General features: G+C 56.0%; 18 protein-coding genes. 9 read left to right on the top strand and 9 right to left on the bottom strand.

Annotated elements, in window-relative coordinates:
• Window positions 1-153 precede the first annotated feature (153 nt).
• The 3 genes from RJ40_RS10535 (at window position 154) to RJ40_RS10545 (ending at window position 4,737) form a co-directional block, all read left to right on the top strand.
• The gene (locus RJ40_RS10535; RefSeq protein ID WP_265580806.1) at window positions 154-1,353 is read left to right on the top strand and encodes a glycosyltransferase family 4 protein; all 1,200 of its coding nucleotides are present in this window, start codon (window positions 154-156) and stop codon (window positions 1,351-1,353) included.
• A 940-nt stretch (window positions 1,354-2,293) separates the two neighbouring features.
• On the top strand, window positions 2,294-2,545 hold the full coding sequence (locus RJ40_RS10540; RefSeq protein ID WP_265580807.1) for a hypothetical protein: 252 nt from the start codon (window positions 2,294-2,296) through the stop codon (window positions 2,543-2,545).
• On the top strand, window positions 2,542-4,737 hold the full coding sequence (locus RJ40_RS10545; RefSeq protein WP_265580808.1) for a DUF2206 domain-containing protein: 2,196 nt from the start codon (window positions 2,542-2,544) through the stop codon (window positions 4,735-4,737). The genes RJ40_RS10540 and RJ40_RS10545 overlap by 4 nt, the downstream gene beginning before the upstream one ends.
• Window positions 4,738-5,989: 1,252 nt before the next feature.
• Here RJ40_RS10545 and RJ40_RS10550 read toward each other — a convergent pair.
• Entirely contained in the window at window positions 5,990-6,652 is a 663-nt protein-coding gene (locus RJ40_RS10550; protein ID WP_265580809.1) for a polysaccharide deacetylase family protein, read from the bottom strand.
• Between the two features lie 1,501 nt (window positions 6,653-8,153).
• On the opposite strand from RJ40_RS10550, the gene RJ40_RS10555 reads away from it, so the two are divergent.
• The 3 genes from RJ40_RS10555 to RJ40_RS10565 are packed head-to-tail and all read left to right on the top strand — an operon-like array spanning window position 8,154 to window position 11,503.
• Entirely contained in the window at window positions 8,154-9,062 is a 909-nt protein-coding gene (locus tag RJ40_RS10555; protein WP_265580810.1) for a glycosyltransferase family 2 protein, read from the top strand.
• Window positions 9,063-9,098: 36 nt separating this feature from the next.
• Window positions 9,099-10,049: a glycosyltransferase gene (locus RJ40_RS10560; RefSeq protein WP_265580811.1), complete on the top strand. Its 951-nt coding sequence runs from the start codon at window positions 9,099-9,101 to the stop codon at window positions 10,047-10,049.
• A complete protein-coding gene (locus RJ40_RS10565) occupies window positions 10,046-11,503 on the top strand; it encodes a B12-binding domain-containing radical SAM protein (protein ID WP_265580813.1) in 1,458 nt (485 codons plus the stop codon). The genes RJ40_RS10560 and RJ40_RS10565 overlap by 4 nt, the downstream gene beginning before the upstream one ends.
• Window positions 11,504-11,536: 33 nt before the next feature.
• Here RJ40_RS10565 and RJ40_RS10570 read toward each other — a convergent pair whose 3' ends face one another.
• From RJ40_RS10570 to RJ40_RS10595, 6 genes are all read right to left on the bottom strand, one after another.
• Window positions 11,537-12,454 carry an SDR family oxidoreductase gene (locus RJ40_RS10570; RefSeq protein WP_265580814.1) on the bottom strand — a complete coding sequence of 306 codons (918 nt, stop codon included), beginning with the start codon at window positions 12,452-12,454 and terminating at the stop codon, window positions 11,537-11,539.
• 13 nt (window positions 12,455-12,467) lie between these two features.
• Window positions 12,468-13,862 (bottom strand): mannose-1-phosphate guanylyltransferase/mannose-6-phosphate isomerase, encoded by a 1,395-nt coding sequence (locus RJ40_RS10575; RefSeq protein WP_265580815.1) that lies wholly within the window; start codon window positions 13,860-13,862, stop codon window positions 12,468-12,470.
• Window positions 13,863-14,383: 521 nt separating this feature from the next.
• Window positions 14,384-14,767 carry an Hsp20/alpha crystallin family protein gene (locus tag RJ40_RS10580; protein WP_265580816.1) on the bottom strand — a complete coding sequence of 128 codons (384 nt, stop codon included), beginning with the start codon at window positions 14,765-14,767 and terminating at the stop codon, window positions 14,384-14,386.
• Window positions 14,748-15,380, bottom strand: a complete 633-nt coding sequence (locus RJ40_RS10585; RefSeq protein ID WP_265580817.1) for an ArsR/SmtB family transcription factor — start codon at window positions 15,378-15,380, stop codon at window positions 14,748-14,750. The genes RJ40_RS10580 and RJ40_RS10585 overlap by 20 nt, the downstream gene beginning before the upstream one ends.
• 41 nt (window positions 15,381-15,421) lie before the next feature.
• Window positions 15,422-16,888, bottom strand: coding sequence for an IMP dehydrogenase (guaB, locus tag RJ40_RS10590; RefSeq protein WP_265580818.1), 1,467 nt, complete (start codon window positions 16,886-16,888; stop codon window positions 15,422-15,424).
• A gap of 5 nt (window positions 16,889-16,893) precedes the next feature.
• A complete protein-coding gene (locus tag RJ40_RS10595; protein WP_265580819.1) occupies window positions 16,894-17,580 on the bottom strand; it encodes a (5-formylfuran-3-yl)methyl phosphate synthase in 687 nt (228 codons plus the stop codon).
• Between the two features lie 62 nt (window positions 17,581-17,642).
• On the opposite strand from RJ40_RS10595, the gene RJ40_RS10600 reads away from it, so the two are divergent.
• The 3 genes from RJ40_RS10600 (at window position 17,643) to RJ40_RS10610 (ending at window position 21,345) form a co-directional block, all read left to right on the top strand.
• Window positions 17,643-18,290 carry a HisA/HisF-related TIM barrel protein gene (locus RJ40_RS10600; protein ID WP_265580820.1) on the top strand — a complete coding sequence of 216 codons (648 nt, stop codon included), beginning with the start codon at window positions 17,643-17,645 and terminating at the stop codon, window positions 18,288-18,290.
• Window positions 18,281-18,877: a dTMP kinase gene (gene tmk / locus RJ40_RS10605; protein WP_265582569.1), complete on the top strand. Its 597-nt coding sequence runs from the start codon at window positions 18,281-18,283 to the stop codon at window positions 18,875-18,877. The genes RJ40_RS10600 and tmk overlap by 10 nt, the downstream gene beginning before the upstream one ends.
• A gap of 257 nt (window positions 18,878-19,134) precedes the next feature.
• Window positions 19,135-21,345, top strand: coding sequence for a PKD domain-containing protein (locus tag RJ40_RS10610; protein WP_265580821.1), 2,211 nt, complete (start codon window positions 19,135-19,137; stop codon window positions 21,343-21,345).
• Between the two features lie 115 nt (window positions 21,346-21,460).
• Here the strand turns inward: RJ40_RS10610 and RJ40_RS10615 are convergent, their stop codons facing one another.
• Complete coding sequence (locus RJ40_RS10615; RefSeq protein ID WP_265580822.1) at window positions 21,461-21,652, bottom strand: hypothetical protein; 192 nt, start codon at window positions 21,650-21,652, stop codon at window positions 21,461-21,463.
• Window positions 21,653-21,848: 196 nt separating this feature from the next.
• Complete coding sequence (locus RJ40_RS10620) at window positions 21,849-23,294, bottom strand: flippase (RefSeq protein WP_265580823.1); 1,446 nt, start codon at window positions 23,292-23,294, stop codon at window positions 21,849-21,851.
• Window positions 23,295-24,024 lie beyond the last annotated feature (730 nt).

Below are 24,024 nucleotides of genomic sequence, written 5' to 3' on the forward strand. Positions count from 1 at the left end.
GAATCAAGTATCCCTTCGCACTCGGGAGAACTGCAACGAGAAATTTTCATCCCGTATGCTTGAGGCATGCTCCCGCCTCATGCCGAATTCTCCAGAGCCTTAAAATAGAATGTCGAGCCTGACTGACTCACCATAAACAATGGTATCACCCGAATGGTGGCACTCATCGAATCGGCGGTGGTCTGGTTGAAATTACGATACGTGGCCATGACTCCTGATCGGGATCTTGGTAGTGGCGTAAATAAGAAATTAGTATCTCAAGTGTCGAATCTGAGTTCTCTGGGAATGGATGCAAAACTGGTGTTGATTGGTATTATCAACTCCGACGGGCCTTACTCCGATTATATCGCTGCATATCCGTTAAGAGACATAACCGGACGGAACATTGTGATGCGTGTCAGGCGACTGTGGGAGATGCGGAGAATATTTAGGAATACCATTCGATTTTTGGGTGCATCTGATATCCTCTATCTCCGGGGCTCCGCTCCCATCCTCTCGTGCCCGTTCAATATAATCAGATGTTTTAGAACCTGTAAACTGGTGATTGAACACCAAACAATCGAGGAGAAAGAACTGAAGTTAAACAATCAATCTCTCGAAATCTGGTTAGATCGTCTTTTTGGAGATTTTCTACGGAAACAATCTGACGCTATCGTGTGTGTCACAGATGAGATCGCCGAGTACCAACTGAGGAATTCGGGACATTTTGCGAAACCTCATGTTACCATTGGAAACGGTTTTGAGGTCGCCACGGTTTCCATGAGACGGTCACCGATCCTGCAGAGTGATGAAGTACATTTTCTCTGTGTTGCTATGATAAATCCCTGGCACGGGCTCGACCGGCTTCTTCAGGGCCTTGCCACCTATAACGGGACATCGAAAGTCATCCTCCACATTGCCGGGGATGGTCCTGAACTGCCCCGCCTCCGGCAATTGACCGACGACCTCGGCATCGTCGACCGGGTGATCTTCCATGGTTTTCTGAGCGGCAGGAATCTCGATGCCCTCTTTGATCAGTGTCATGTTGCGGTAGGAAGTCTTGGGATTCATAGGATCGGTCTGAAGGAGGCGTCGATTCTCAAGGCCCGCGAGTATTGTGCTCGAGGGATACCCTTTATTTACGGGATATCAGATCCTGATTTCCCGGTAGATTTTCCTTATATTCTCTATCTCCCTGCCGATGAAAGTCCTATTGATATCGAAGGGGTTCTGGCGTTCGCAAAGAAGGTCTGTGGAGATCCCGATCACCCACAGAAGATGCGCCGCTACGCTGAGGAGCACCTCGACTGGTCAGTGAAGATGAAAACACTCAAAGAGTTTCTGGAGACCATGGTCGGGAATAATTCCGCCTGAAGTGAGCACCTGGCTCTATGAAGAGAATGGAGGTGTGTGTTCTGGGCCTTTCATGCTTAAGGATATTCAAGCGAGTACCTAATTAAACTCTCCAGACGGTACGGGGCCGGTTCAGAATAGATGTAAGACCGGCTCTGTTGAATCGGGCATGAACCCCTGGCTCAAGCATACGCTTGAACATTGTTCGGCCCTGTAGAAACCATCCTCTTTTCATCCCCTCAACCCCCCTATGACCTGAATCCATCGCCTTCCCTCATTCTTGCGCCGGGGGCTCTGCCCCCGGACCCCTGGGATGAAGATAGGGGCGGGAAGGCGCCATTGATGCACCTGAAGATGGGGTTGTCGTCCTCGCCCCTATCCTGATGCGGGGGACCGGGGGGCGGCCAGCCCCCCGCAAAGATATCCATCCAGAGCATTTCTACAAAGCCCATTGTTCAAAAGATCTTCTGATCGGCGTGCCTTCCCACACGCTCGCGCCGGAGGCGCTGCCCCCGGACCCCCGGGATGAAGATGAGGACGGGAAGGCATGTGGTGATCGTTCTGAGGGTGATCCCGTTCTCTGTCGATCCGTCACGCAGAGGGAAGGGTGTGATCAACCCCTGATGTTCACACCAGAAGAGGATTCAACAGAGCCATAAGATCGGAAAACCCTCCTCTTTCTGGCTGTGTGTGACTGCTCTCCCCACTTCAGTCCGGGGGACGGTCATATCATCAACGAAGAAATCTCGGGTTCCGGGCAAGCACCCATTCACCGCACTCCAGGAGGGGACCGTCCCATTCGCTTCTGGAGAATGAGTAATCATGGGGCCGAAAAATCCACACATTTATATACAGAATATCGTATACTTTGCCCGGGTGTGGGGGCACTGGACATCCGGAACAGAACCTCAAGACAGACATCTGTCATGAGGTTCAGTCTGGAGTCCTCTGGAGGTAGAAGATGCAGATTGGACATTTTGTTGAACATTTTCCTCCTGTTCTTTCTTCTTCTGGAGATGTATCTGGCTATTTCCGTTGTGTTGGTGCAGATATTGCCACTCCTCGTCTCGCCTTTGAAGGGGCCGAGAACTCAAATATTTCGTGTCCATCTCCCGGAAAGAATGCTGCTGAAAATATCGGGAGGAAGTACGACCCGGAGAGTGGTGGGGGACCGCTTCAGAGGATCTATGAAATCTTCAGGGATGACATATGAGAGTCAAAAATGTCTTCCGTTTGAATGATTGGGATTTTCGATCGTTTTTTATTTTCGTGCTGTCTCTCCAGCTCGCCCTTATAGGCACCTTTATTCTTGACACCTTCGGTCTCTCACTTCCTTTCCTCAGGGAAATGATCGGATTTCTCTATCTCACCTTTGTCCCCGGTTATCTCTTCCTGCGCATCTTTCGGATCCACCATCTTGGCAATATCGAGACATTCCTCTATGCTATAGGGCTTTCCTTTGCGTTTCTGATGTTTACCGGGTTATTTATGAACACCGTCTACCCATTTTTCGGTATCATCCACCCGATCACCCTCGTATCGGTGATGATTACCATCAGCGTCATGGTGTTTTTCCTCTGTATCCTCGCCTATGTGCGGGACCGTACATTTTCGGCTCATGATCTGCTCCCTCTTGGGGATGTCTTCTCGCCACCGGTACTCTTCTTCTCTCTGTTCCCTTTCGTGGCAATCTGGGGGAGTTATCTCATGAACCACTATCAGAGTACTCTCCTCCAGATGGGCCTCCTGATGGCCATTGCCATCGTCCCTGTGATAGTGATGTTCACTCGTCTTATTCCTGAAAAATACTATCCTTATATTCTATTTACCCTCGCTCTCGCTCTCCTCTTTCATACCGCTCTCATCACAAGGTACGTCTGGGGCTGGGACATTCAAGAAGAGTTCTATTTATCAAATTTTGTCGTCTCAGAATCGTTCTGGGATCCTACGATCTATCGAAACTGTAATGCTATGCTCAGCCTTGTCATGCTGGCTCCCATTTACTCACTTGTCCTCGATATGGGTATGGACTGGATCTTCAAGATCCTGTACCCCTTCTTCTTTGCTCTTGTCCCTCTGGGCCTGTATTTGTTTATCGGGAGGCAGACCAATGAAAAAATCGCTTTTTTGAGTGGTTTCTTCTTTATGTCCATATACACCTTCTACATGAGTATGCCATCTCTCGCCCGGCAGGAGATCGCTGAACTCTATCTTGTCATCATCCTTCTTGCAATGATCAATCAGGATCTGAAATGGCGGCAAAAATCGGCTCTTTTTGCATTATTCAGTGTTTCTCTGGTTGTTTCCCACTATGGGATCGCATATCTCTTTGTATTTATTTTATTTTGTTCCTGGGCCATAGTGGCTGTGGAGAGTCGTTTCCATCTCCTGGATATAACTAGTCGAATCCTCACCGGGATACAGGATCGATGGGGTCATTTCAGAGGTCTGAAGATGCAAAAATTCTCGTTTCACCCCTCGGTCCTCCCTCTCAATCTGGTGATGATATATCTTATATTCCTCTCGATCTGGTATATTTACACCGCGAGTTCAAAGCCCTTTGATATTGGCGTCATCATTCTGGATCAGGTCGTTGAAAGTACCTCCTCTGAACTGTTGAGTCCTGATGCTGCCCAGGGGATGGCAATGATCACAAATCCGGCAACGACACCTCTTCATGAGATTGGTAAGTACATGCATCTGTTGACAATATCCTTTATTGGGCTTGGATTTGTCGCTACTCTCTTTGGTCAGATCAAGACCCGTTTTGATCCCAGATATCTCCTCTTCTCTTTTGTGGCACTTGGCCTCTGTTTCGGAGGGGTTGCTCTCCCCTATTTTGCCAGTGCGATCAATGCTCCGAGACTCTATCAGATCTGTCTCATTCTTCTGGCACCATTCTGTATCATCGGGGGTTTGGCTGTTCTTTCAGGAGCAATGAATCGACTCGGTCGTCCGGAGGCACCATATAAATTATTATCTGTATTTTTTGCCGTTTTCATCTTGTTCAATTGCGGATGGGTTTATGAGGTCTCTCACGATAGGTCGACATCTTTTGCCCTCAATGATGAGGTCGATCTGGTTCATTTCAACCAGATGGAGATCACCGGGGGAGAGTGGTTGGCATCTCTGACATCCAAGAACAGGATCTATGCAGACACCTATCGATACCAGTTATTCAAACGATATTATGGTCGTCCTGCTATGCGTGTAAACCCTACGACACTCTTACAGGAAGATGACTACATGTATCTTTTCATGGGTACTTCGAATGTCCAGACCAAAATGCTGGCCGTTCATTCTTCGAGAGGAGTTACGTTGGTTTTTGATCGTTATGATGTCTCATCGCCTCTTCTCTCCTACGACCTTATCTACAACAATGAGGGTGCGGAGGTGTATTATTAGGACTCTGGAGATTCGCTCATGAACCGAAAGCACACCTCAAGCATACCGCATGAAAATCTTTCATCGTAGATCTTCGAAGTGTGGAAGGATCCTTGATATCTCTCAATCGCGACTGTGGGGCGAGGTAGGCACCACCTCAATCGCCGCCCCTCGTCTCTCTTTGCTGTGAGGGATTCAGGGGGTTCGCCCCCCTGGCGCAAGGCGGCGGTGAAGATTCTGCGATAGGGGTGGCACGTCTGATCCCTCATCATCTCACACAAAATATCTGACTTTGTAGATACGCAGATGAAAGGATCTTTCAAGCCGACACCATGAAAAACCCGGCGAGAGCGTAGGGTGAAGACACGTCGATCAGATGGGCCGCCCCCACAGAAGAACGAAAAAATTTTTGTCACGCTCTCGCGCCGGGGGGCCTTGCCCCCGGACCCCCCACGTATGAAGATAGGCGAGGGGCGGCAATTGAACAGTATCCTTCAGGTGCCCGGTTGCGAGGAGAGGAATCAAGTATCCCTCCGCACTCGGGAGAACTGCAACGAGAAATATTCAACCACGTATGCTTGAACCCGGGGTTCATGCTCAATTCTACAGAACCATCCATTCGCATAACTTCCCTGACCAAGAACACAATGATCGTGATTCTGGATTCTGTTCCCGGAACGGCTCTGTATAATCGCTCATGAAGCGAAAGCACGCCTCAGGCATACCTCCTGAAAAGTTTTTCATGGTAAATTCTCTAGGTGGTTATCTCTGCGGGGGGCTAGCCGCCCCCCGGTCCCCCCGCGTCAAGATAGGACAGGGGACGGGAACTCCCTCTTCATGTTCGCTGATTTTGCCTTCCCAACCCTATCTTCATATCGGGGGTCCGGGGGCAGCGCCCCCGGCGCGAGCATGCGGGAAGGCGGGTGGGTCACGCTTGTACCCAGAAGAGGTAAGGATTTCCTATGAAAAACAAAAAAGAATGGGTGGAAAAGCTCCGCTCTTTAAATCTGCCACCCCCGCCATTGGGTTGGGGAGCGGGTCTGAATTTTACAATGAATTTCCTATACGCGTTCTAAGACGCATGTCTGCTTTCAAGAGACACCTGATTCATTTCTACAACGGGCTCGAGGCCCAAAAATCCTTCAACCTTTGCTCCCCAGGGCACCTATTTGGGACAAAACATAATACGTTTTTCATGGTGCCGGCTTGAAAGCCCCTTTCATCTGCGTTTCTACAAAGCCCACGGAACTATTTTCCTATCTCATGATCCTCTTCAGTCTCTCATGAAGTGATTGCACAGTGCCGCACCATTGGTCAACCACGCGTCTTTCCCGGAGCAATAATCTAAAATCTTATGGTACATCCTCAACTGCTCCCCTCTCATGTAGGTGTTGTGCCAGAGGATGGTCATGACGCCATGGCACTGCTCGACCGTATCGATCACCTGTTTCGTGATCTCCCATGCCTGTGATGCATCCAGTTTCATGTACAGATCAAAGGTGCAGTCCATGATCGCGAGGGGGATCTCAAGGAGGTCGATGGATTGATTCTTTGAGAGATTATATGGGATGAAAGGGTGACACATGCCGTTTCTGAACCCTATACAGTCGGCATACCCGAAGGTCGTGTCGTACTTGAATCCTGCCTCTCTGATATATTCCCAGGTTTCTGGAACCCTGAAGCGGAGATAATGGTTCCGATACCCGACAGGCGGTCGCCCGAGCACATCTTCAAGACGTTTTTTTTCTTCCCTGATCTTTTCCGGGTTGTTGTAGGCGTCATGTCCACCGTGGAGGCCGACCTCCCAGCCGCGGTTGATGATGGTGCCGATCTCTCCTTCGAGGTCTTCGATGTTGAAGGCATGATCCGGATCGCCGTCCTCCAATGCGAGGAAGAAGAAGGTCGAAGATCCTCCGTAACATTCTTCGAGATCCATGATCTCGCTGAAATTACAGAGAGGGAGTTTTTTTGAGCGCATATTGGCAAGGGCCGATCGGATCCCCTGTATATCACTATTTCTGAGTGATCCCAGTGCTGCGAGCCCTTTGAAGGGGATCGATCGGTAGGCTTCGTCGATATCGTGGGTCAGACAGACTGCAAAGGTTTTGTCGTCTGGATAATCGATGTTATGGCCTACATCATGGAGGTACCTGGATGCATGGGGAGTGAAGATGTCGCGGCAATTGCTCGCGAAGTGAGGAAATCGGTCATATTGATCTCGTATTCGGTTGTCGTACTCTTCTTTTCTGGTGTATAGATCCCAGAGCGGAGGGTTCTGGCGAAGAAGACGAAGTGCTCTTTCTGGATATTTTTTCACACCCATTATTTTATGGGTCGAAAGATTCCAGGATTCAGGTTTCGAAGACGTATTATGGCCCCCCCGTTGTTCTTCTGATCCCGATGGTCGAGAGAAATGGATGCCTCTCCGAGCCTCAGGATTGCCATGAAAAAATACCAGTGGTATTTTTCAAAGAACCACCTGAAACTCCTTCTCATAAGGGATCCTATAATATCTTTCTCACTGTGGACGTCTCGTGGGGGGTCGGAGATCGCTCTGCGTACTTTTGATCTCCGGGATCGTAAATTTGAAAATTCGGCTCCGGATGACCACTCATGAGATGAATTTTCGGTTCTTTAAAATCGAGCATGAGCCAAAAACACGCCTCAGGCATACTCCATGAAAAGTTTTTCATGGATCATACCCCAAAACTCTCAGAGAGTAGAACACTCACTTGAACCAAAGTACTTCCTTCCGGAAATTATGAACGCATATCTTCTACCTGGGGGCGAGTGACCCCCGGAACCCTCCACAGATGAAGATTGGTGAGGGCTCGCATCCCTTTTTTCATGATCTTCTCTTCGCCTTCCCGACCCTATCGCAATCCCGGGGGTCCGGGGGCAGCGCCCCCGGCGCGAGCATGTTGGAAACCATATCGATCAGACGGGCCGCCCCTATTGAAGGATTCTCGCTCTGAACAATTTTCATGCAGTATACTTGAGGCGTGCTCTCGACTCATGCCCGATTCTACAGAGTCGATATTTCATTGGTTGAGCATGAGGCACGCCTCATGGAGGTTTCATAGTAAACCCTCTGCAGGGCTCGGTGAACCCCCTTCAGTGAGATCCTGTCTCCCCGGAGGATGATGCTTTTCTCCATCCGTCCGGAGATGCAAATCATTATATAAATGAAACCGGTGTTTATCTGCGGGGGGAGCATGGTTTTTCACGGGGGGTGGAAGATCTAACATTCAATATCACACGCTCTCCTATTCCCGGAAGCATATTAAAACTCTTTCCGGGACGTTATGGTGATTTGAAAGCACATGTGGGGGGTAAGGAGTGTGCGTGGGGTCGAGGTCTCGGTTCCATCTTCAGAGGAGTATAAACATCCGGGAAGATCGGATCGATCCAAATATTATGATCTTAAAAATGCCGGATTGCCATTTCCTGGACTTCGTGATCTTGCCGTCGGTCATGTCGTCGCTGCAATGCCTGCTTTCAACGAGGAGCACCAGATCGCCAGGACCATCCTTGCGGTGAAGAGGTATGTCGATTATGTCATCGTCGTCGATGACGGTTCGGTTGACGCCACCGCCGATCTGGCCGGTGCACTTGGTACAATTGTCGTCAGGCACGAGCAGAACCGCGGCTACGGCGGTGCACTCAGGACGATCTTTGAAGTCGCCCATGCACTCGGTGCCGACGGTCTGGTGGTCCTGGACGCCGACGGCCAGCATGACCCTGACGAGATCCCGAGACTCCTCAAGAAACTGGATGACGGGGTCGATGTTGTCATAGGCTCACGATTTTTGAAAGGTTCCTGGACCAATGCACCGGCCTACCGGAAGTTCGGGATGAAAGTTCTCAACATCACCCTCTCCTTTGCCGGCGTATCCCATCTCACCGATACGCAATGTGGTTTTCGGGCCTATGGTCGACGAGCGATCGAAGCGATACGGATCTCCCAGGGAGGGATGTCGGCAGGATCGGAGATCCTCCTCCAGGCCGCAGAGCGCCACCTGAAGATCGAAGAAGTGCCGGTCAGCGTACGCTATGACCTCAAGAGTACCTCGACCCTGCACCCGGTCACCCATGGTTTTTCAGTCATGAATATGATAGTCCAGCAGATCTTTGCCAGGAGACCGCTGGCTTTTTTTGCAATTCCAGGATTTGGCTTTCTACTCCTCGGCTTCATCTCCGGATATAACCCTTTTCTGGGCTATTCCGTCACTTCGAAGATCCCCTCGCTCCTCGGTATCGGGAGTCTGGTCTTTCTGATCACGGGGACGCTTCTCATCGCCGTCGGTCTGGTCCTCATGCTCCTCGCAGATGGGCAGGATGGGTGAGGTGGTCTTCGTGCGTGAGTATGGGGGGTCAGGGTGATGGATGCAACGCCACCGGATCCGAAGATCTCGGTCATTGTCCCTGCAAAAAATGCCGGGACACAACTTCAACCCTGTCTTGATGCTCTTTTCAATCAGTCTATCCCGGTTTATGAGGTGATTCTCGTCGATGGAAATTCTACGGACGATACCGTCGAGATTGCCGGGCAGTATCCCCTCAGGATCATCTCCGAGGACTATGGGACCGTCGGCGGTGCACGGCAGGCCGGTTTTGAAGAGGCATCCGGCGACTATGTGGCCTACACCGATGCCGACTGTCGGCCTCTGCCAGACTGGCTCGAACACCTCTCTCCTGAACTTCGGCGCGGCGTTGCAGGAGTCGGGGGAGGGGTACGAAATATTGGGTCCGGCATCTGGGAAGAATCCATTGCCCTTGCACTGGACACGTTTCTGGGGAGTGCGAACTCTGTCCAGGACCGTCTCATCCCCTATAAGAAGAAGGTCTCCAGCATCAGCGGCTGCAACTGCATGTATCGGCGTCTGGACCTCCTGGAGGTCGGCGGGTTTGATGTCGGCCTCCCGGTCAATGAGGACACCGAGCTCAACAGGCGGATCCGAAGACTGGGCGACCTTGTGTACACCCCGGATGCGCTCGTCCTTCATGAACAGAAGCGGGGCCTCGGTGATTTTGCCCGGAGAATGCACTTCTTCGGCTATGGAAGAGGAAGGAACCGACTCTGGGACCTGCAGGTCGCCCCCCCGGTCCTCGGTCTCTTTGTTATTTTCACGTATTTTTCCTTTTTCGAAGTGTTTCTTCTGCTTCTTCTGATCTATTTTGGTCTGATCATCCTCTTTGATCTGGCGATATTCGTGAGGACGAGAAGGCCCGCCTATCTCCTCTCGGTCCCGGTCGTCTACCTGGTGGAGCATCTCTCCTATATGCTGGGGTTCTGGCATGGACTTGCACACAGTTTCTGGAGGAAATCATGAAGATCAGTCTGTTAAACCCACCATATTTCCCTCATTTTAGCAGGGGCGGACGCTGGCAGGATACGGGAAGAGGAGGTACCCTCTACTATCCGATCTGGCTGGCATACGCCGCCGCCCTCCTCGGTCAGGAGCACGAGATCGATCTCATCGACGCCCCCGCGAGGGGCTGGTCCAGAGATGACGTCGTCAGGTATATCTCCTGGTCAGACCCGGGTATGACGGTCATCGACTCCAGTTTCCCGAGTCTGAAAAACGACTGTGCCGTTGCCGGAGCCGTTCGAGAGGCCTGCCCGGGGACAAAGACGGTGCTGGTGGGACCGCCGGCGTCGCAGTTGCCTGACCGGATCCTGGAAGAGGGAGGTGTCGACATTGTTGCACGCTTCGAATATGATTTTACCCTGAGAGAACTTGCGAGAACAGTTGAGAAAGGGGAGGATCTGCGCCCTGTCCGCGGCATATCGTACCGCACCGATGGAACGACGGTTCATAATCCGGACCGGGAGTTCTCCTCTTCTGAAGACCTCGACGAGATCCCTTTCGTCTCTGAGGTCTATGACCAACATCTGAATATCGAGGACTATTTTCTTGGTCAGTCCCTCTATCCTGAGGTCCAGATCCTGACCGGGAGGGGGTGCCCGAACCAGTGCACCTTCTGCGCCTGGCCCCAGACCCTCACGGGACGGAAGTACCGGGTCAGGAGCATCTCCGGTGTGCTGGACGAACTCTCCTGGATCGAGGAGAACCTTGCGGTCAGGGAGGTTTTTTTTGAAGACGACACCTTCACGATCCATTCGCAGAGGGTGCTGGACTTTTGCAGAGAGTATCAGGAACGTGGCCTCACGATACCCTGGTCATGCAATGCCCGCGCCAACACCCTGGACCTCCGGACGATGCAGGAGATGAAAAGAGCACATTGCCGTCTTTTGATAACTGGATATGAGTCGGGGGACGACGAGATCTTAAGGAGGGTAAAAAAAGGTATCACCACCGATCAGATCCGTGCGTTCGCACGGAATGCCAGGAAGGCCGGACTGATGGTCCATGGTGATTTTATCATCGGTCTGCCGGGTGAGACGAAGGCCTCCATTGCGCGGACACGTGACCTCATCAGGGAGACGAGGCCTGAAGTTCTCCAGGTCGCGGTGGCCTCCCCCTTCCCGGGGACTGCATTTTATGCGTGGTGCAGGGAACAGGGGTATCTCCTCTACGAAGACTCGGACGGGTATCTTGACGCCCATGGCCATCAGAGGGCCGTCATCTCATATCCCGACCTGAGCGGCGAGCAGATGGTGGAGGAGGCCAACGCTCTTCTCCGCGGCTATTACCTCTCGCCCCGCTATGTCCCTCTGGTCCTCAGGCAGATCTTACGGAGAGATGGTACGGAAGAGGCGAAGAGGATCTGGCATTCGGCGAAGATGTTTCTCGGATATCTTCATCTGGGGCGAAAAATGTGAGGGGAGTGTGAAGGCGCCCGATGTATTGGTGGCCTATCCGGAGCGTGCATCCCACCGGATCGTCTCCACCAACCCGTCCACCAGCGACCATTCAGGTGCCCACCCGAGCACCTCGCGGGCCCTGGAGATATCCGCGAGCGAGTGGCGGACGTCGCCCTGGCGGACCGGGCCGTACTCCACCGGCACCTCGCGCCCGGCCGCCTCCATCACACCCCTGGCCAGGGTGTTGAGGTCGGTCTGCCGCCCGCGCGCGATGTTGAAGACCCCGGTCACGTCCCGCTCCATCGCGAGGAGGTTTGCCCGCACCACGTCGGCCACATAGACGAAGTCGCGGGTCTGCCCGCCGTCGCCGTGGATGGTGATCGGTTCGCCCGCCTTGACCCGGTCGGTGAAGATGGAGATCACTCCCGAGTACTGGGAGGAGGGATCCTGGCGCGGCCCGAAGACATTGAAGTACCGCAGCGCCACGGTCTTGAGCCCGAAGAGTTTTGAGAAGACTGCCTCATAGTGTTCGCCGGTCAGTTTGGAGATGGCGTACGGAGAGACCGGGGCCGGGAGCATCCCCTCGTGCTTCGGGAGGGTGGGCTCCTCGCCGTACACCGCCGACGAGGAGGCGAAGACGACTTTTTTCACGCCGGCGCCCCGCGCCGCGAGGAGGACGTCGAGCGTTCCGGTCTCGTTGACGGTGTGGGTGGCGAGGGGGTCGTCGACCGATTTCGGGACCGAGGCGATCGCCGCCTGGTGGAAGACGCCGTCGGCACCTCTGAAGATCTCCCGGAGGAGGGGGAGGTCGGTCACGCTCCCCTCGACGAACTCGACATCGAAGTCCTGGATGTTCTCACGATGACCGGTGGAGAGGTCGTCGATGACCACGACCTCGTGCTCATTCGAGAGCACCTCTGCGATATGGGAGCCGATGAACCCCGCACCCCCCGTTACGACATATCTCATGCGATCCGATTCCTTAGTGTATCGTATGGGTACATAGCACTGTCGGTCTCTTTTCCGGCTGCTTTTCACGTTTGAAATCGTCGTCGTACCTGACGATGTCGTCCTCTGTGATGTGTTCGCCGTTCTGGACCTCGATCACTTCGAGCGGGATCAGGCCCGGATTCTCGAGCCGGTGCTTCACCCCGGCGGGGACATAGGTGCTCTCGCCGGAGCGGACAAAGAACCGCTCCCCATTGTTCGAGACGAGGGCCGTACCCCTGACCACCACCCAGTGCTCGCTCCGGTGGTGGTGGAGTTGGAGCGAGAGCCTCCGACCGGGGAGGACGGTGATCCGTTTGATGGAGAAGGAAGGCCCACTTTCGAGGAGGGTGTATGAGCCCCAGGGCCTGAAGACCGTGGTGTGACTCTCGCATCGGGCGTCCCCTCGTGTCTGCAATGTCCCGACGATCTCGCCGACCCGCTGCGCCTCGGCCTTCGGGCAGACCAGGAGGACATCTCTGGTATCGACGATCGCCATCTCCGAGACCCCGATGGTGGCGACGAGGCGGTCGGAGACGATGAGGTTGTTCCCCCCATCGATCCCGAGGTGTTCGCCATGGACGACGTTTCCCTTTCCATCTTTTTCTGCAAGAGCATAAAAGGCGTCAAAACTTCCCACGTCGCTCCATGCCGAGGTGAGCGGGACGACCGCGGCCCTCTTCGTCCGCTCCATCACCCCGTAGTCGACCGAGATCGCCGGTGTCAGCCTGAAAGCCTCTTCAGTTGATTTTTCAAACGCCGAGAGGGCTTCTGGTATGCAGTGCCGGCACTCTTCGAAGAAGAGGCGGGTGTTGAAGAGGAACATCCCCGAGTTCCAGAGAAACCCGTCTTTGATATACTGCTCTGCCGTCTGAAGGTCGGGCTTTTCGACAAAGGCATCGACCCGATACCCCCCCTCGACCCGGGTGCCCGGCCTGATATAGCCGTACCCGGTCTGCGGCGAACGCGGGGGAACCCCGAAGGTGACGAGGTACTCTTCTGCCAGTCTCCCGGCCGCCTTCATCGCCGCTCCATAGGTTTCGTCGGTCTCGACGAGGTGGTCGGACGGGAAGACCGCGACGTGCTCTTCATCGTCGACGGCATGTTTCAGCCCGTACAGCACCGCCGGCAGAGTATTTTTCCCCTCTGGCTCGACGAGCACCCGGCACTCGGCTCCGACCCCTTTCATCTGGTCCATGACCAGGAACCGGTGGTCCGCGCTGGTGACCACCGTCACCTCGTCGGGTGCTGAGAAGAGCAGGGCCCTCCTGAGAGTCTTCTGGAAGAGTGACTCCCCCTCGAAGTACTGGAGAAATTGTTTCGGAAAATGGGAGCGGCTCAAGGGAAAGAGCCGGGTACCTCTCCCGCCTGCAAGTATCAAGGTCTTCATCTGTCCCCCCTGTTGGAATGGAAAAATCCTGTTTGGTCTATAAATCGTTGATAATATATAATGATGGTGGGTCTTTCACCGGCCCATCAGAAGAAAGGGATTCAGATTCATTCGGTTTTGTTGAGATCCTTTGAATTGATCGATTGAGATCATTCCTTATGGGGCTGATAGGCTAACCTGCTCTTATCTTCTGCAGGGGATGATCGAGAGTGAGTTCGAGAAAATCGGCCCTGTTGAATCTTCTTCAGGAGTGTGCATCAGGGGCTGACCACACCCTTGTCCTCGGGTGGCTGGTTTCCCGCCGTTCCCCCCGCAGAAGAGAGGGAGTAGGACGGTAATCCCCTCTTCAGCATCATCACATGCGCCTTCCTGCTCCTATCGCAATCCCGGGGGTCCGGGGGCAGCGCCCCCGGTGCAAGCATGCGGGAAGGCACGTCGATCAGAAGATCTCTTGAACAATGTTCAATCGCGGATGCTTGAGCCCGGGGTTCATGCCTGTTTCAACAGAGCCAGAGAATCATTCACTCGGTTTTCACACAGACGATATCGAGGACACCGTGGTTGCATGAGACCGAACTCTGCTCTTCGTCGACCTCGCTTTCGAGATCGATCGTCTCCTGTACGCCGCCGATCGTCAGGGTGACTGCCTTCGCCTCGATCGCCGCCGAGACCTGTTCCTCGCAATCCGGGGGAATCGGGGCGGTGATATAGACACACCGATCGCACTCGGTGATCTCGTAGTCGATCCCATCGTCGTCATGGGCCTCAGGTTCGGGTCCGGGCCCGCCCCCGCCGGCGATGATCGCACATCCGATGACCCTCGGGTTTTCGCCGTTCTGACTCAGGGCCTCCTTCAGGATCTCTGCCAGGTTTTTGAAAATCTCGTCATAGGGATTGTTTGACATAAGGACCACGCAACATGTACTCGTTACCGTTCTGTTCGACGATACCCTTCACGATCAGGTCTTTGAGCATCCTCTCCACCGGCCCGGCCTCCAGGCCGGTGTACTCCTCGAGGTCTCTGAGGGTGAGGGTGCAGTGGGCCAGGGCCAGGACCAGGTCCATCTCGACCTCGTCGGCGAGCAGGTTCCGGCTGTACCTGACGATGTCATTCATCTTGACATCGATCTCCCGCTCGATGGTCTCCAACTCGGCGGCCAGGCGGTCGCGCGCCCGGATCATCCTGGCGAGGGTGTACAGGGAAACCAGGTACTTCCCCTCCAGATTCTCTGCCGGTTGGATGAGGGGGACTGGATCGCCGTTGCTGAGGTGGACATCGATCCTGATCTCCCGGGTCAGGCAATAATACTTCCGCCGCCGGTCGTCGTGGAAGGAAGAGAGGATCCGCTCCTGTTCCATCAACTGGAGGTGCTCGATCACCGCCTTTGGCGAGATCATCAGTCTGTCCGAGATCTCGGTGACAAAGCAGGGCTTCTGTCTGAGGAGATCCAGGATCCTCCTCCTGTTGCGGTTCCCCAGGATGTCGAGGATGCGGGAGGTCTCGGTGCTCTCAAACATCTTTACCTGATGTTAGTGGTTATCCTATTAAAAAAATGGGATTATCCCATCTGCCGGTAGTTCGGGGCCTCGTCGGTGATGAGAATATTGTGCGGATGGGACTCTCCCATACCGGCCGCGGTGATCCTGACAAACTGCGCTCTGGTCCTCAGGTCATCGATCGTTGCCGAGCCCGTATACCCCATCGCGGCCTTCAGCCCGCCCATGAGTTGGTAGACAACCTCCGAGACCTTTCCGACATAGGGAATCGCCCCTTCGACGCCCTCGGGGACGTACTTCGTCCTGCCGATCCCCTTCTTCTGGAAGTACCGGTCCGAGGACTCGCCGCCGCTCATCACGCCGAGCGATCCCATGCCGCGGTACTGCTTGTACTTCCTGCCCTGCATCGCGATGAGCCGCCCCGGAGCCTCGTCGGTCCCGGCAAGGAGACTGCCCATCATCACCGAGTTGGCGCCTGCAGCGATGGCCTTGGCGATGTCGCCCGAATACCGCACCCCGCCGTCGGCGATGACCGGGATGCCGAGCGGCGACGCCACCTCGGCGACACTTGCGATCGCCGTGACCTGCGGGACACCGACCCCGGCCACGATCCTGGTGGTGCAGATCGAGCCAGGTCCGATCCCGACCTTGAGCCCGTCGACCGTATCGGCGAGGGCCTCGGCGGCTTCCGAGGTCGCGATGTTGCCCGCGATGACGTCGGCCTTCACGCTGCCCTTGATGTTCCTGACCGCTTCGACCACATTCATGTTGTGCCCGTGGGCGCAGTCCACGACTATGGCGTCGACCCCTGCCTCATCGAGCATGATGGCGCGTTCTACATCGAAGGGCCCGACCCCTGCAGCCACCCTCAGGCTGCCCGAGGCGTCACGGTTTGCCTGCGGGAAAGAACGCTTCTCCAGGATGTCCTGCATGGTGATGATCCCGAGGAGCTTCCCGTTCCCGTTGGTCACCGGCAGACGCTCGACCTTGTTGGCGTACATCGTCTCCAGTGCCTCTGCGGTGGTGACATCCTCGCGGGCCGTGATCGGTTCTCTGGTCATGATCGAGGCGATCGGTTCCTCGCCACGCACATGCAGGATAGCCCTGATGTCACGGCGGGAGACAATCCCAACCAGTTGCTTCTCCTTGATCACCGGCACACCGCTGATCCCGTGCCGGTTCATCAGCGCCTCCACCTCATTGAGCGTGGCGTCAGGTCCGACCGAGAGCACCTCGCGCTCGATGAGGTCTTCGGCATGCTTGACCCTGGTCACCTCTTCGACCTGGTGGTCCGGCTTCATGTTCCGGTGGATGACCCCGATCCCGCCGAGGCGGGCGAGGGCGATGGCCATCTCCGACTCGGTCACCGTGTCCATCGCTGAGGAGACGATCGGGATATTCAACGGGATCTTCTTTGAGAAGATTGCATGCACATCGGCGTTGTACGGCTCGACGTACGACGCCGCGGGCTTGAGGAGGACATCGTCGAAGGTGAGAGCGGTGGGGATCTCGAATTTTTCTGTGTACATGGTCATCACCTGAGCATTGCCAGGGCCTTCTCCACCAGTTCGGGCCTGATGGCATCGGTCCGATCGCCGCCGCAGACCATCCCGCGCACCCCGATGATCTCGGGATCGATGGTCTTGAGGGCGGTGAGATCCTCGAACTTCAACGAACCCGCAAGAGCGGTCTCGACCCCAAGGCTCCGGTTCTTTGCGGTAAAGGCGGCAAGCATATCCGCGTCCATGAAGGCGAAGGTGCTCTTCCCGTCTTTCTTACCGGTGTCGATCATGGCGACGTCGGCGCCGGCATCGGCAGCAGCCTCTGCGGCGACGAAGGGCGAGATGGTGCCGAGGCGCTGGTAGTCGGAGTACGCGGCGATGACGACGATCTTCTCCGGGAATTCGTCTTTGACCGCCTTTACGACCGCTCTGCTCAGTTCGTAGGCCTTTTCCTTGCCGTCAAACATGAGCCCCACCTTGATGTAGTCAGCACCAGCGCATGCCGCTCCGTATGCTGCGAGAGCGGCGCCTCCAGGTTTGTAATCAAAATCACCTATGGCAGCACTGACTGGCTTCTCCGCCATCTCCTTGATCGCGCGGATCACCCAGGGGAAATTGGCACCGAGCGAACCCTCCGACGGTTTTTTCACGTCGATGATGTCTGCAGCGAGGGCAGATCGGGCCTCTTCGATACTGCTTGGGCTGACCAATAATCGCATAGAAATTAATGATCTTTAATCCTAATAGTGATTACGTTGAGCACATGGAATGTATTCTTGCAATGGACCTGAAGGGAGGTTATGTTGTCCACGGCGCAAAGGGACGACGGGAGACGTACGCCCCGCTCACCTGGGGCCTCTCTCCCACGGCCGAGCCCGAAGCTTACCTCCGGGAGTTAGCGCCAAAATCTCTCTATATCGCCGATCTCGACCGGATCGAGGGGTTGAGGAACCACGACAAGGTGGTCGGGCGCCTTGCCGGGATGGTGACGCGCTGTTATCTCGACCGCGGCTGCCGCACGCCGGCGGATCTGATGGACGGGGTGACGAACGTCGTCGGGACTGAGACGGCGGGCGACGATCTCTCTGGATATGCAGGATGTTTTCTCTCGGTGGATATCAAGGACGGCCTTGTGATCCCGAAGGGCGAGCGGCCGATCGAGGTGCTGAAGCGGGTCGAGTCCCTCCCCTTCGCCGGGTGCATTCTCCTCAACATCGGTGGTGTTGGGACCGGGTGCGGCCTCCCCGACGATCTCGAAGACCTCCGCGCCGCCTACTCGGGCCGTCTCCTCTGGGGCGGCGGCGTGGCCGGGGTGCGGCACCTCGATATGCTCGAGGGCGCAGGATTCGACGGAGCGATCGTGGCGACCGGCGTTCATAAAGGTACAATCCCCCTCGAATGGCTGCAGGAGGGGCGGACGTGCTCGTGACCGTCGAGGGGATCGACGGGAGCGGGAAGAGCACCCTGGTGAAGGGGCTTGCCGGCGCCCTCGCCGACCTCGATCCCGTCATCACCCGCGAGCCCGGGGCCACCTGGGTCGGCGAGGCGGTGCGGCGCGCGATCGCCGAGAACCGCGATCCCATCACCGAGTGCCTCCTCTTTGTCGCCGACCATGCCGCCCACCTCACCCATGTCGTCAGACCGGCCCTTGAGGAGGGAAAGATTGTCATCTCCGACAGGTACTCCGACTCCCGGTATGCGTACCAGGCGGTGACCCTGCAGGGGACGATGCCCGACCCCGAAGGATGGCTGCGGGCCGTCCACGTCCCCTTCACCGTCGTTCCCGACCTCACCTTCCTCTGCGTCCTCCCGGTGGAGGCGGCGGTCACGCGGCTCAAGGAGCATAAGGAGCACTTCGAGGAGGCGGCTGTCCTTGACGCAGTCCAGACGAATTATCTCCGCTTTGCCGAGGCCGAGCCCGATCGCTTCGTCCTCGTCGATGCGATGCTCGAAAAAGAGGCGGTGCTGGACTTTGTCGCCACCGAGATCAGGCGGCAGGCCGGGTCAGGGAGATGAGCGTTTCCGTTGAATTCCATATTTTTTTGTCTGCCGCCCCGTGGTGAGGAGATACTCTGGACCCTGCTGAAGACGCCCCGGCATCAGGCCTGGGTAACTAGCCTTTTTTTGTTTGGTTGGATAAAAGTGGGGTAAATGGCACCATGAGCATATATTTTGATCAATAATTATAATTATATCGAATGTCAATAGTGATTCGTCGTGCTTGAACATTCTTTCGAACATGTCTCCAGTCTTACAAATGGAAGATGATTATAGTGACAGGATCCAGACGTTATATCCGCCCGGGAAAGGCCACGTTCGGCCTGATCCTCATCATAGTACTTGTAGCCCTCATTCCGCTCGCTGCGGCGTCAGCCCCCGGCGCTGCTTTCTCGATGAACGTGACCTCCGGCCCGGTGCCGCTTGCGGTGTCCTTTACCGATCTTTCGACGAACGCTCCCACATCGTGGTCGTGGACCTTCGGTGACGGGAATGCGTCTTCTGAAAAAGACCCGACTCACGTCTATACAAAGGCCGGTACCTATTCGGCGAACCTGACCGCGACGAACGCGGACGGATCCGGCTCCGCGTCGAAGACCGTCACCGTGAACCCTCCGCCTCCCGTCGCCAGTTTTTCGATGAACGTGGCCTCCGGCCCGGTGCCGCTTGCGGTGTCCTTCACCGATCATTCGACGAACTCTCCCACATCGTGGTCGTGGGCCTTCGGTGACGGGAATGTATCTTCTCAACGGAACCCGACCCATGTATATACAACGGCTGGCACCTATTCGGCGACCCTGACCGCGACGAACGCAGGCGGATCCGACACAATGTCGAAGACTGTCACCGTGAACCCTCCGCCTCCCGTCGCCAGTTTTTCGATGAATGTGGCATTTCTCTCCGTGTCCTTCGCCGATCATTCAACGAACGCTCCCACGTCGTGGTCGTGGACCTTCGGTGACGGCACCACCTCGATAGAGCAGAACCCGACTCACGTCTATACAACGGCCGGCACCTATTCGGCGACCCTGACCGCGACGAACGCAGGCGGGTCGAACACCACGACTGCAGACGTCATAGTGACGCCTCCGGCTCCCATCGCCGGCTTTTCGATGAACGTGACCTCCGGTACGGTGCCGCTTGCGGTTTCCTTTACTGATCTTTCGACGAATGCTCCCACGTCGTGGTCGTGGTCCTTCGGTGACGGAAATATGTCTTCTGAACAGAACCCGGACCATGCCTATGCAACGGCCGGCACCTACACGGTGTCCCTGACTGCGACGAACACGGGCGGGTCGAATTGCACGATGAAAAATGTCACGGTGACGCCTCCGACTCCCGTCGCCGGCTTTTCGACGAACGTGACCCTTCTCTCCGTGTCCTTCACTGATCAATCGACGAATGCTCCCACGTCGTGGTCGTGGTCCTTCGGTGATGGGAATGTGTCTTCTGAACAGAACCCGACTCACGTCTACGCAACGGCCGGCACCTATTCGGCGACCCTGACCGCGACGAACGCAGGCGGGTCGAACACCACGACGGGAAACGTCACGGTGATGCCTTCGGCCCCCATCGCCGATTTTTCGATGAGCGTGACCTCCGGCCCGGTGCCGCTTGCGGTGTCCTTCGCTGATCTCTCGACGAATGCTCCCACGTCGTGGTTGTGGGCCTTCGGTGACGGTGCACATTCGACAGAGCAGAACCCAGTCCATGTCTATGCAACGGCCAGCACCTACACGGTGTCCCTGACAGCGACGAACGGGGGCGGGTCGAACACCACGACGGCAAACGTCACGGTGAAACTCCCCCCGGTGTCTGATAGCGGGGATAGCGATACGTATGATATTGCAGCCTCGGGAAACCTGAAGGAGGGCGCTTCGGTGACGCTCACCTTCCATGACTCGGCGATATCCACGATCAACTTCACCGCCGCAGAGTATATCGACGGGATCATGGTCAAACTGGAGACCACGGACGACCCCTCGCCGACGCTCCGCGGGCCTGTGTACCAATATATCAATACGACCCTCTATTATGCCTCCAACGACCAGTTCGATGATGTCGTCGTCACATTTGAGGTGCCGATCTCATGGATCTCCACCAGAGGCATCAAAGTCGGCGATATCGCACTGAGATATCTCGACGGCGGGTCATGGATGATCCTCCCCACAGAACTCAAAAAACAGACCTCGAGCACGGCCACCTACCGGGCGTTTGCGCCGGGCATTTCGTCCTTTGCTATCACCTATGCAAAGGGTGCAACTGTTGTTCCGGTCGTAAGTGTGCCGACATCGGCCAGTGCCGAGATCAGCGAACCGACACCCACCCCTGCTACCCCGGAGCCCACCGTCACGGAGACGGAGACCACGGCCACTCCGACGCAGACTGGATCACCGGCCGAGAAGACATCGACATCCCCCCTGATACTGCTTCTCCTTGCAATAGGGGCCGGCGTCGCTCTTATCCTCTTCGTAAGAAGGAAATAATCGGACCGTGGGTCCTCTCAACGAACACTTTTTTTCTTGTTTCGAAGATTTCCTGTTCTGGCGTGCCTACACCCTCTTCAGCCGCTCAGAGGGGCCTATCCTCTCCCTAACTCGGTCATTCCTCCGGTTTGCTCTCCTCGTCGTCCTCCGGTTCCTCTGTATATTCCGACGTCTGCATTCCGAGGAGGACGAGGACGATGCCGAGGAGGGCGAGAAGGCCGCTCACCGTGAGGTTGGCCGTGAGAAACCAGAGGGCCGCGGCCGCGACGAGGCAGGCAAGCCCCACATAGAGCGCTTCACGCGGCATTACATCTCCTCTGTCGTGTGTCTGTACATACAGGATCGTCCCTTTCCGGGATGATAGAGGTTGCGGGGTTTTCAGTCCCTGACAGGATACTGGATCTCCGAGGTGTGAAACCCCCGGCGCAAAGATTACGGGAAAGATTTTCTGATTTAGGGCGGCAAATCCGATCCTCGCGCCTTTTCACGCACTCCCTCGGTATTCACAGCCATCGGGGCAAGGGCACCCCGAGTTGCACGACGAGGTCGCGGAGTTCGTCGTGGATGCCGCGGTCGGCCTTCATGAGCACGAGTCCATACACAATCCCGCCGAGGGCGACGGCGGCGAGGGCGATGAAGACATTGGAGAGGGGGATGATCGAGCGGTACAGAATGAGCACGAGTGCCATCAGCCCGGCGGCGAGGAGGATATGGAGGGTGGGGCCGCGCTCGAGGCGCACCGGGATCTGTTTTGCAAGATAATGGCGGGTGATGGCGACGTTGACGAGCATCGTCACGAGGGTGGCGATCGCCGCCCCTTCGATCCCGAGGATGGGGATGAGGGCGAGGTCGAGGGCGATGTTCACGATCGCCGCGGTGCCGGTGGCATAGAAGGACTCCCTGGGCCGGTCGATGGCACTGAGCGTCATCGTCTGGAGGTACATGAAGACATTGACCACCTGCACCAGGAGGAGGATGCCAAGCACCGCCGCCCCCTCGGCAAAACCCGCGCCATAGAAGAAGTAGAGGAGACGGTCGCCGAGAACCCACCCCCCCACCGCCACCGGAACGGCGAGGAGGAGGGAGTAGGTGAAGGCGCGGGAGAGGGAATTGGCGATCCAGGCCGGGTACCGGTCGGCGTGCCAGCGGCTGATTTTTGGGTAGAGGGTCGTGCGGAGCGCCGTGGTGGTGAAGGCCGCGGCGGCGGTGAACTGGAAGGCGATCTGGTAGACACTGACGTCGGCATCGGTCATGAAGTAGCCGACCAGGATCGTGTCGGCGTACGAGAAGATGATCACCCCACTTGAGGCTAGGAAGATCCAGAAGGAAAAGGTGCTGAGGTTTATGAGGTGGCGCCGGGTAAACCGTGCCGGTCTGAGAGAGAGGAACCTGAGGGTGAAGAGGCCACCAACGAAAAGACCGGCGACGAACCCGCCGACAAGTCCGGCGACACCATATCCGAAGAAGACGGCGACCACCTGGAGAAGAATTTTTACCAGACTGTTCAGGAGACCCGCGCTCTGGTTCACGCCGACCTTCCCTTCTCCGTAGACCCCATTTCCCGTGACGCCGGTGAAGACCCCGATGACCAGCGCAAGCACCAGCCAGAAAAATATCCCTTCGCCCTGGAGAGCGTCGATGAACGGGCGGATGGAAAGGAGTGCGGTCACCGAGAGCGCAAGGAGAAGAACTCTCAGTACGAGAAAGGCCGTGAAGTATTCGTTCCGTTCGCTCCCGGCTGAGATCCGTTTGACCGCCGCACCGCCAAACCCTCCGTCGCCGATGAGATTGAAGATCCCATAGTACGCGAGGAAGAGAGCATAAGGTCCATATGCGGCCTTCCCCAGCACATGGGCAAAGTACATCGTGGCAACAAAACCAACTGCGGTAAGGCCGACCGTGGAGGCGAGACTGATCAGACCCTGCCGCCGGATTGGGTCGATGTCCATGATGCGAGAGAAGGAGCGGGGTTGAGAGACCACGATCTGGTACTATGGGGAGTATCTCAATAATGATTTGGCCTTGACGATACTCTGAGCATATCCCAAAAGTATCCCGAACATGAATCTTCGTCCGTATCAAAACCCTTCATTCCAGAAATTCTGATCGCAGATCTTCCTCCGGGTGGCTGGTTGCCCCCCGTTCCCCCCGCAGAAGATAGGGAGGATGACGGCAATCCCCTTTTCATCATCATCACGTGCGCCTTCCCGCCCCTATCGCAATCCCGGGGGTCCGGGGGCAGCGCCCCCGGCACGAGCATGCGGGAAGGCAGACCGATCGACGTGCCGCCCCACCTATAGAGTAAAGAATGTTCTCCTGCTTTCTCTCGCCGGGGGGAGACCCCCCGGACCCCCCACGACGAAGATAGGGCCGGGGCGGCAGATCCACCGGTGAAAGGAGAGAAGAAGGCGAGGAATGGATGTTCACGCTACGAAGAGAGGAGAGTTTGAAACCATCATCTTTCTTTATCTCTGGAAGAGGGGGAAGTCAGGAGAGCGATGAAAATTTTCTGAGGAGATCTTCCGGGGGTGGGAGAGTCCGTGATCCCTCCCTTGCGACGGTGTGGGAAGCATGAACACCGTCTTTTTGCTGCCTCCCGGACCCTCCAGCGCGAGGATAGATGGGGGCGGTGAAAGGAATTATTGGGATCTCCGTTGTGGCCTTCCGGCCCCTATCTTC

It is taken from the genome of Methanofollis aquaemaris, from assembly GCF_017357525.1.
Taxonomy (GTDB): Archaea; Halobacteriota; Methanomicrobia; order Methanomicrobiales; family Methanofollaceae; genus Methanofollis; species Methanofollis aquaemaris.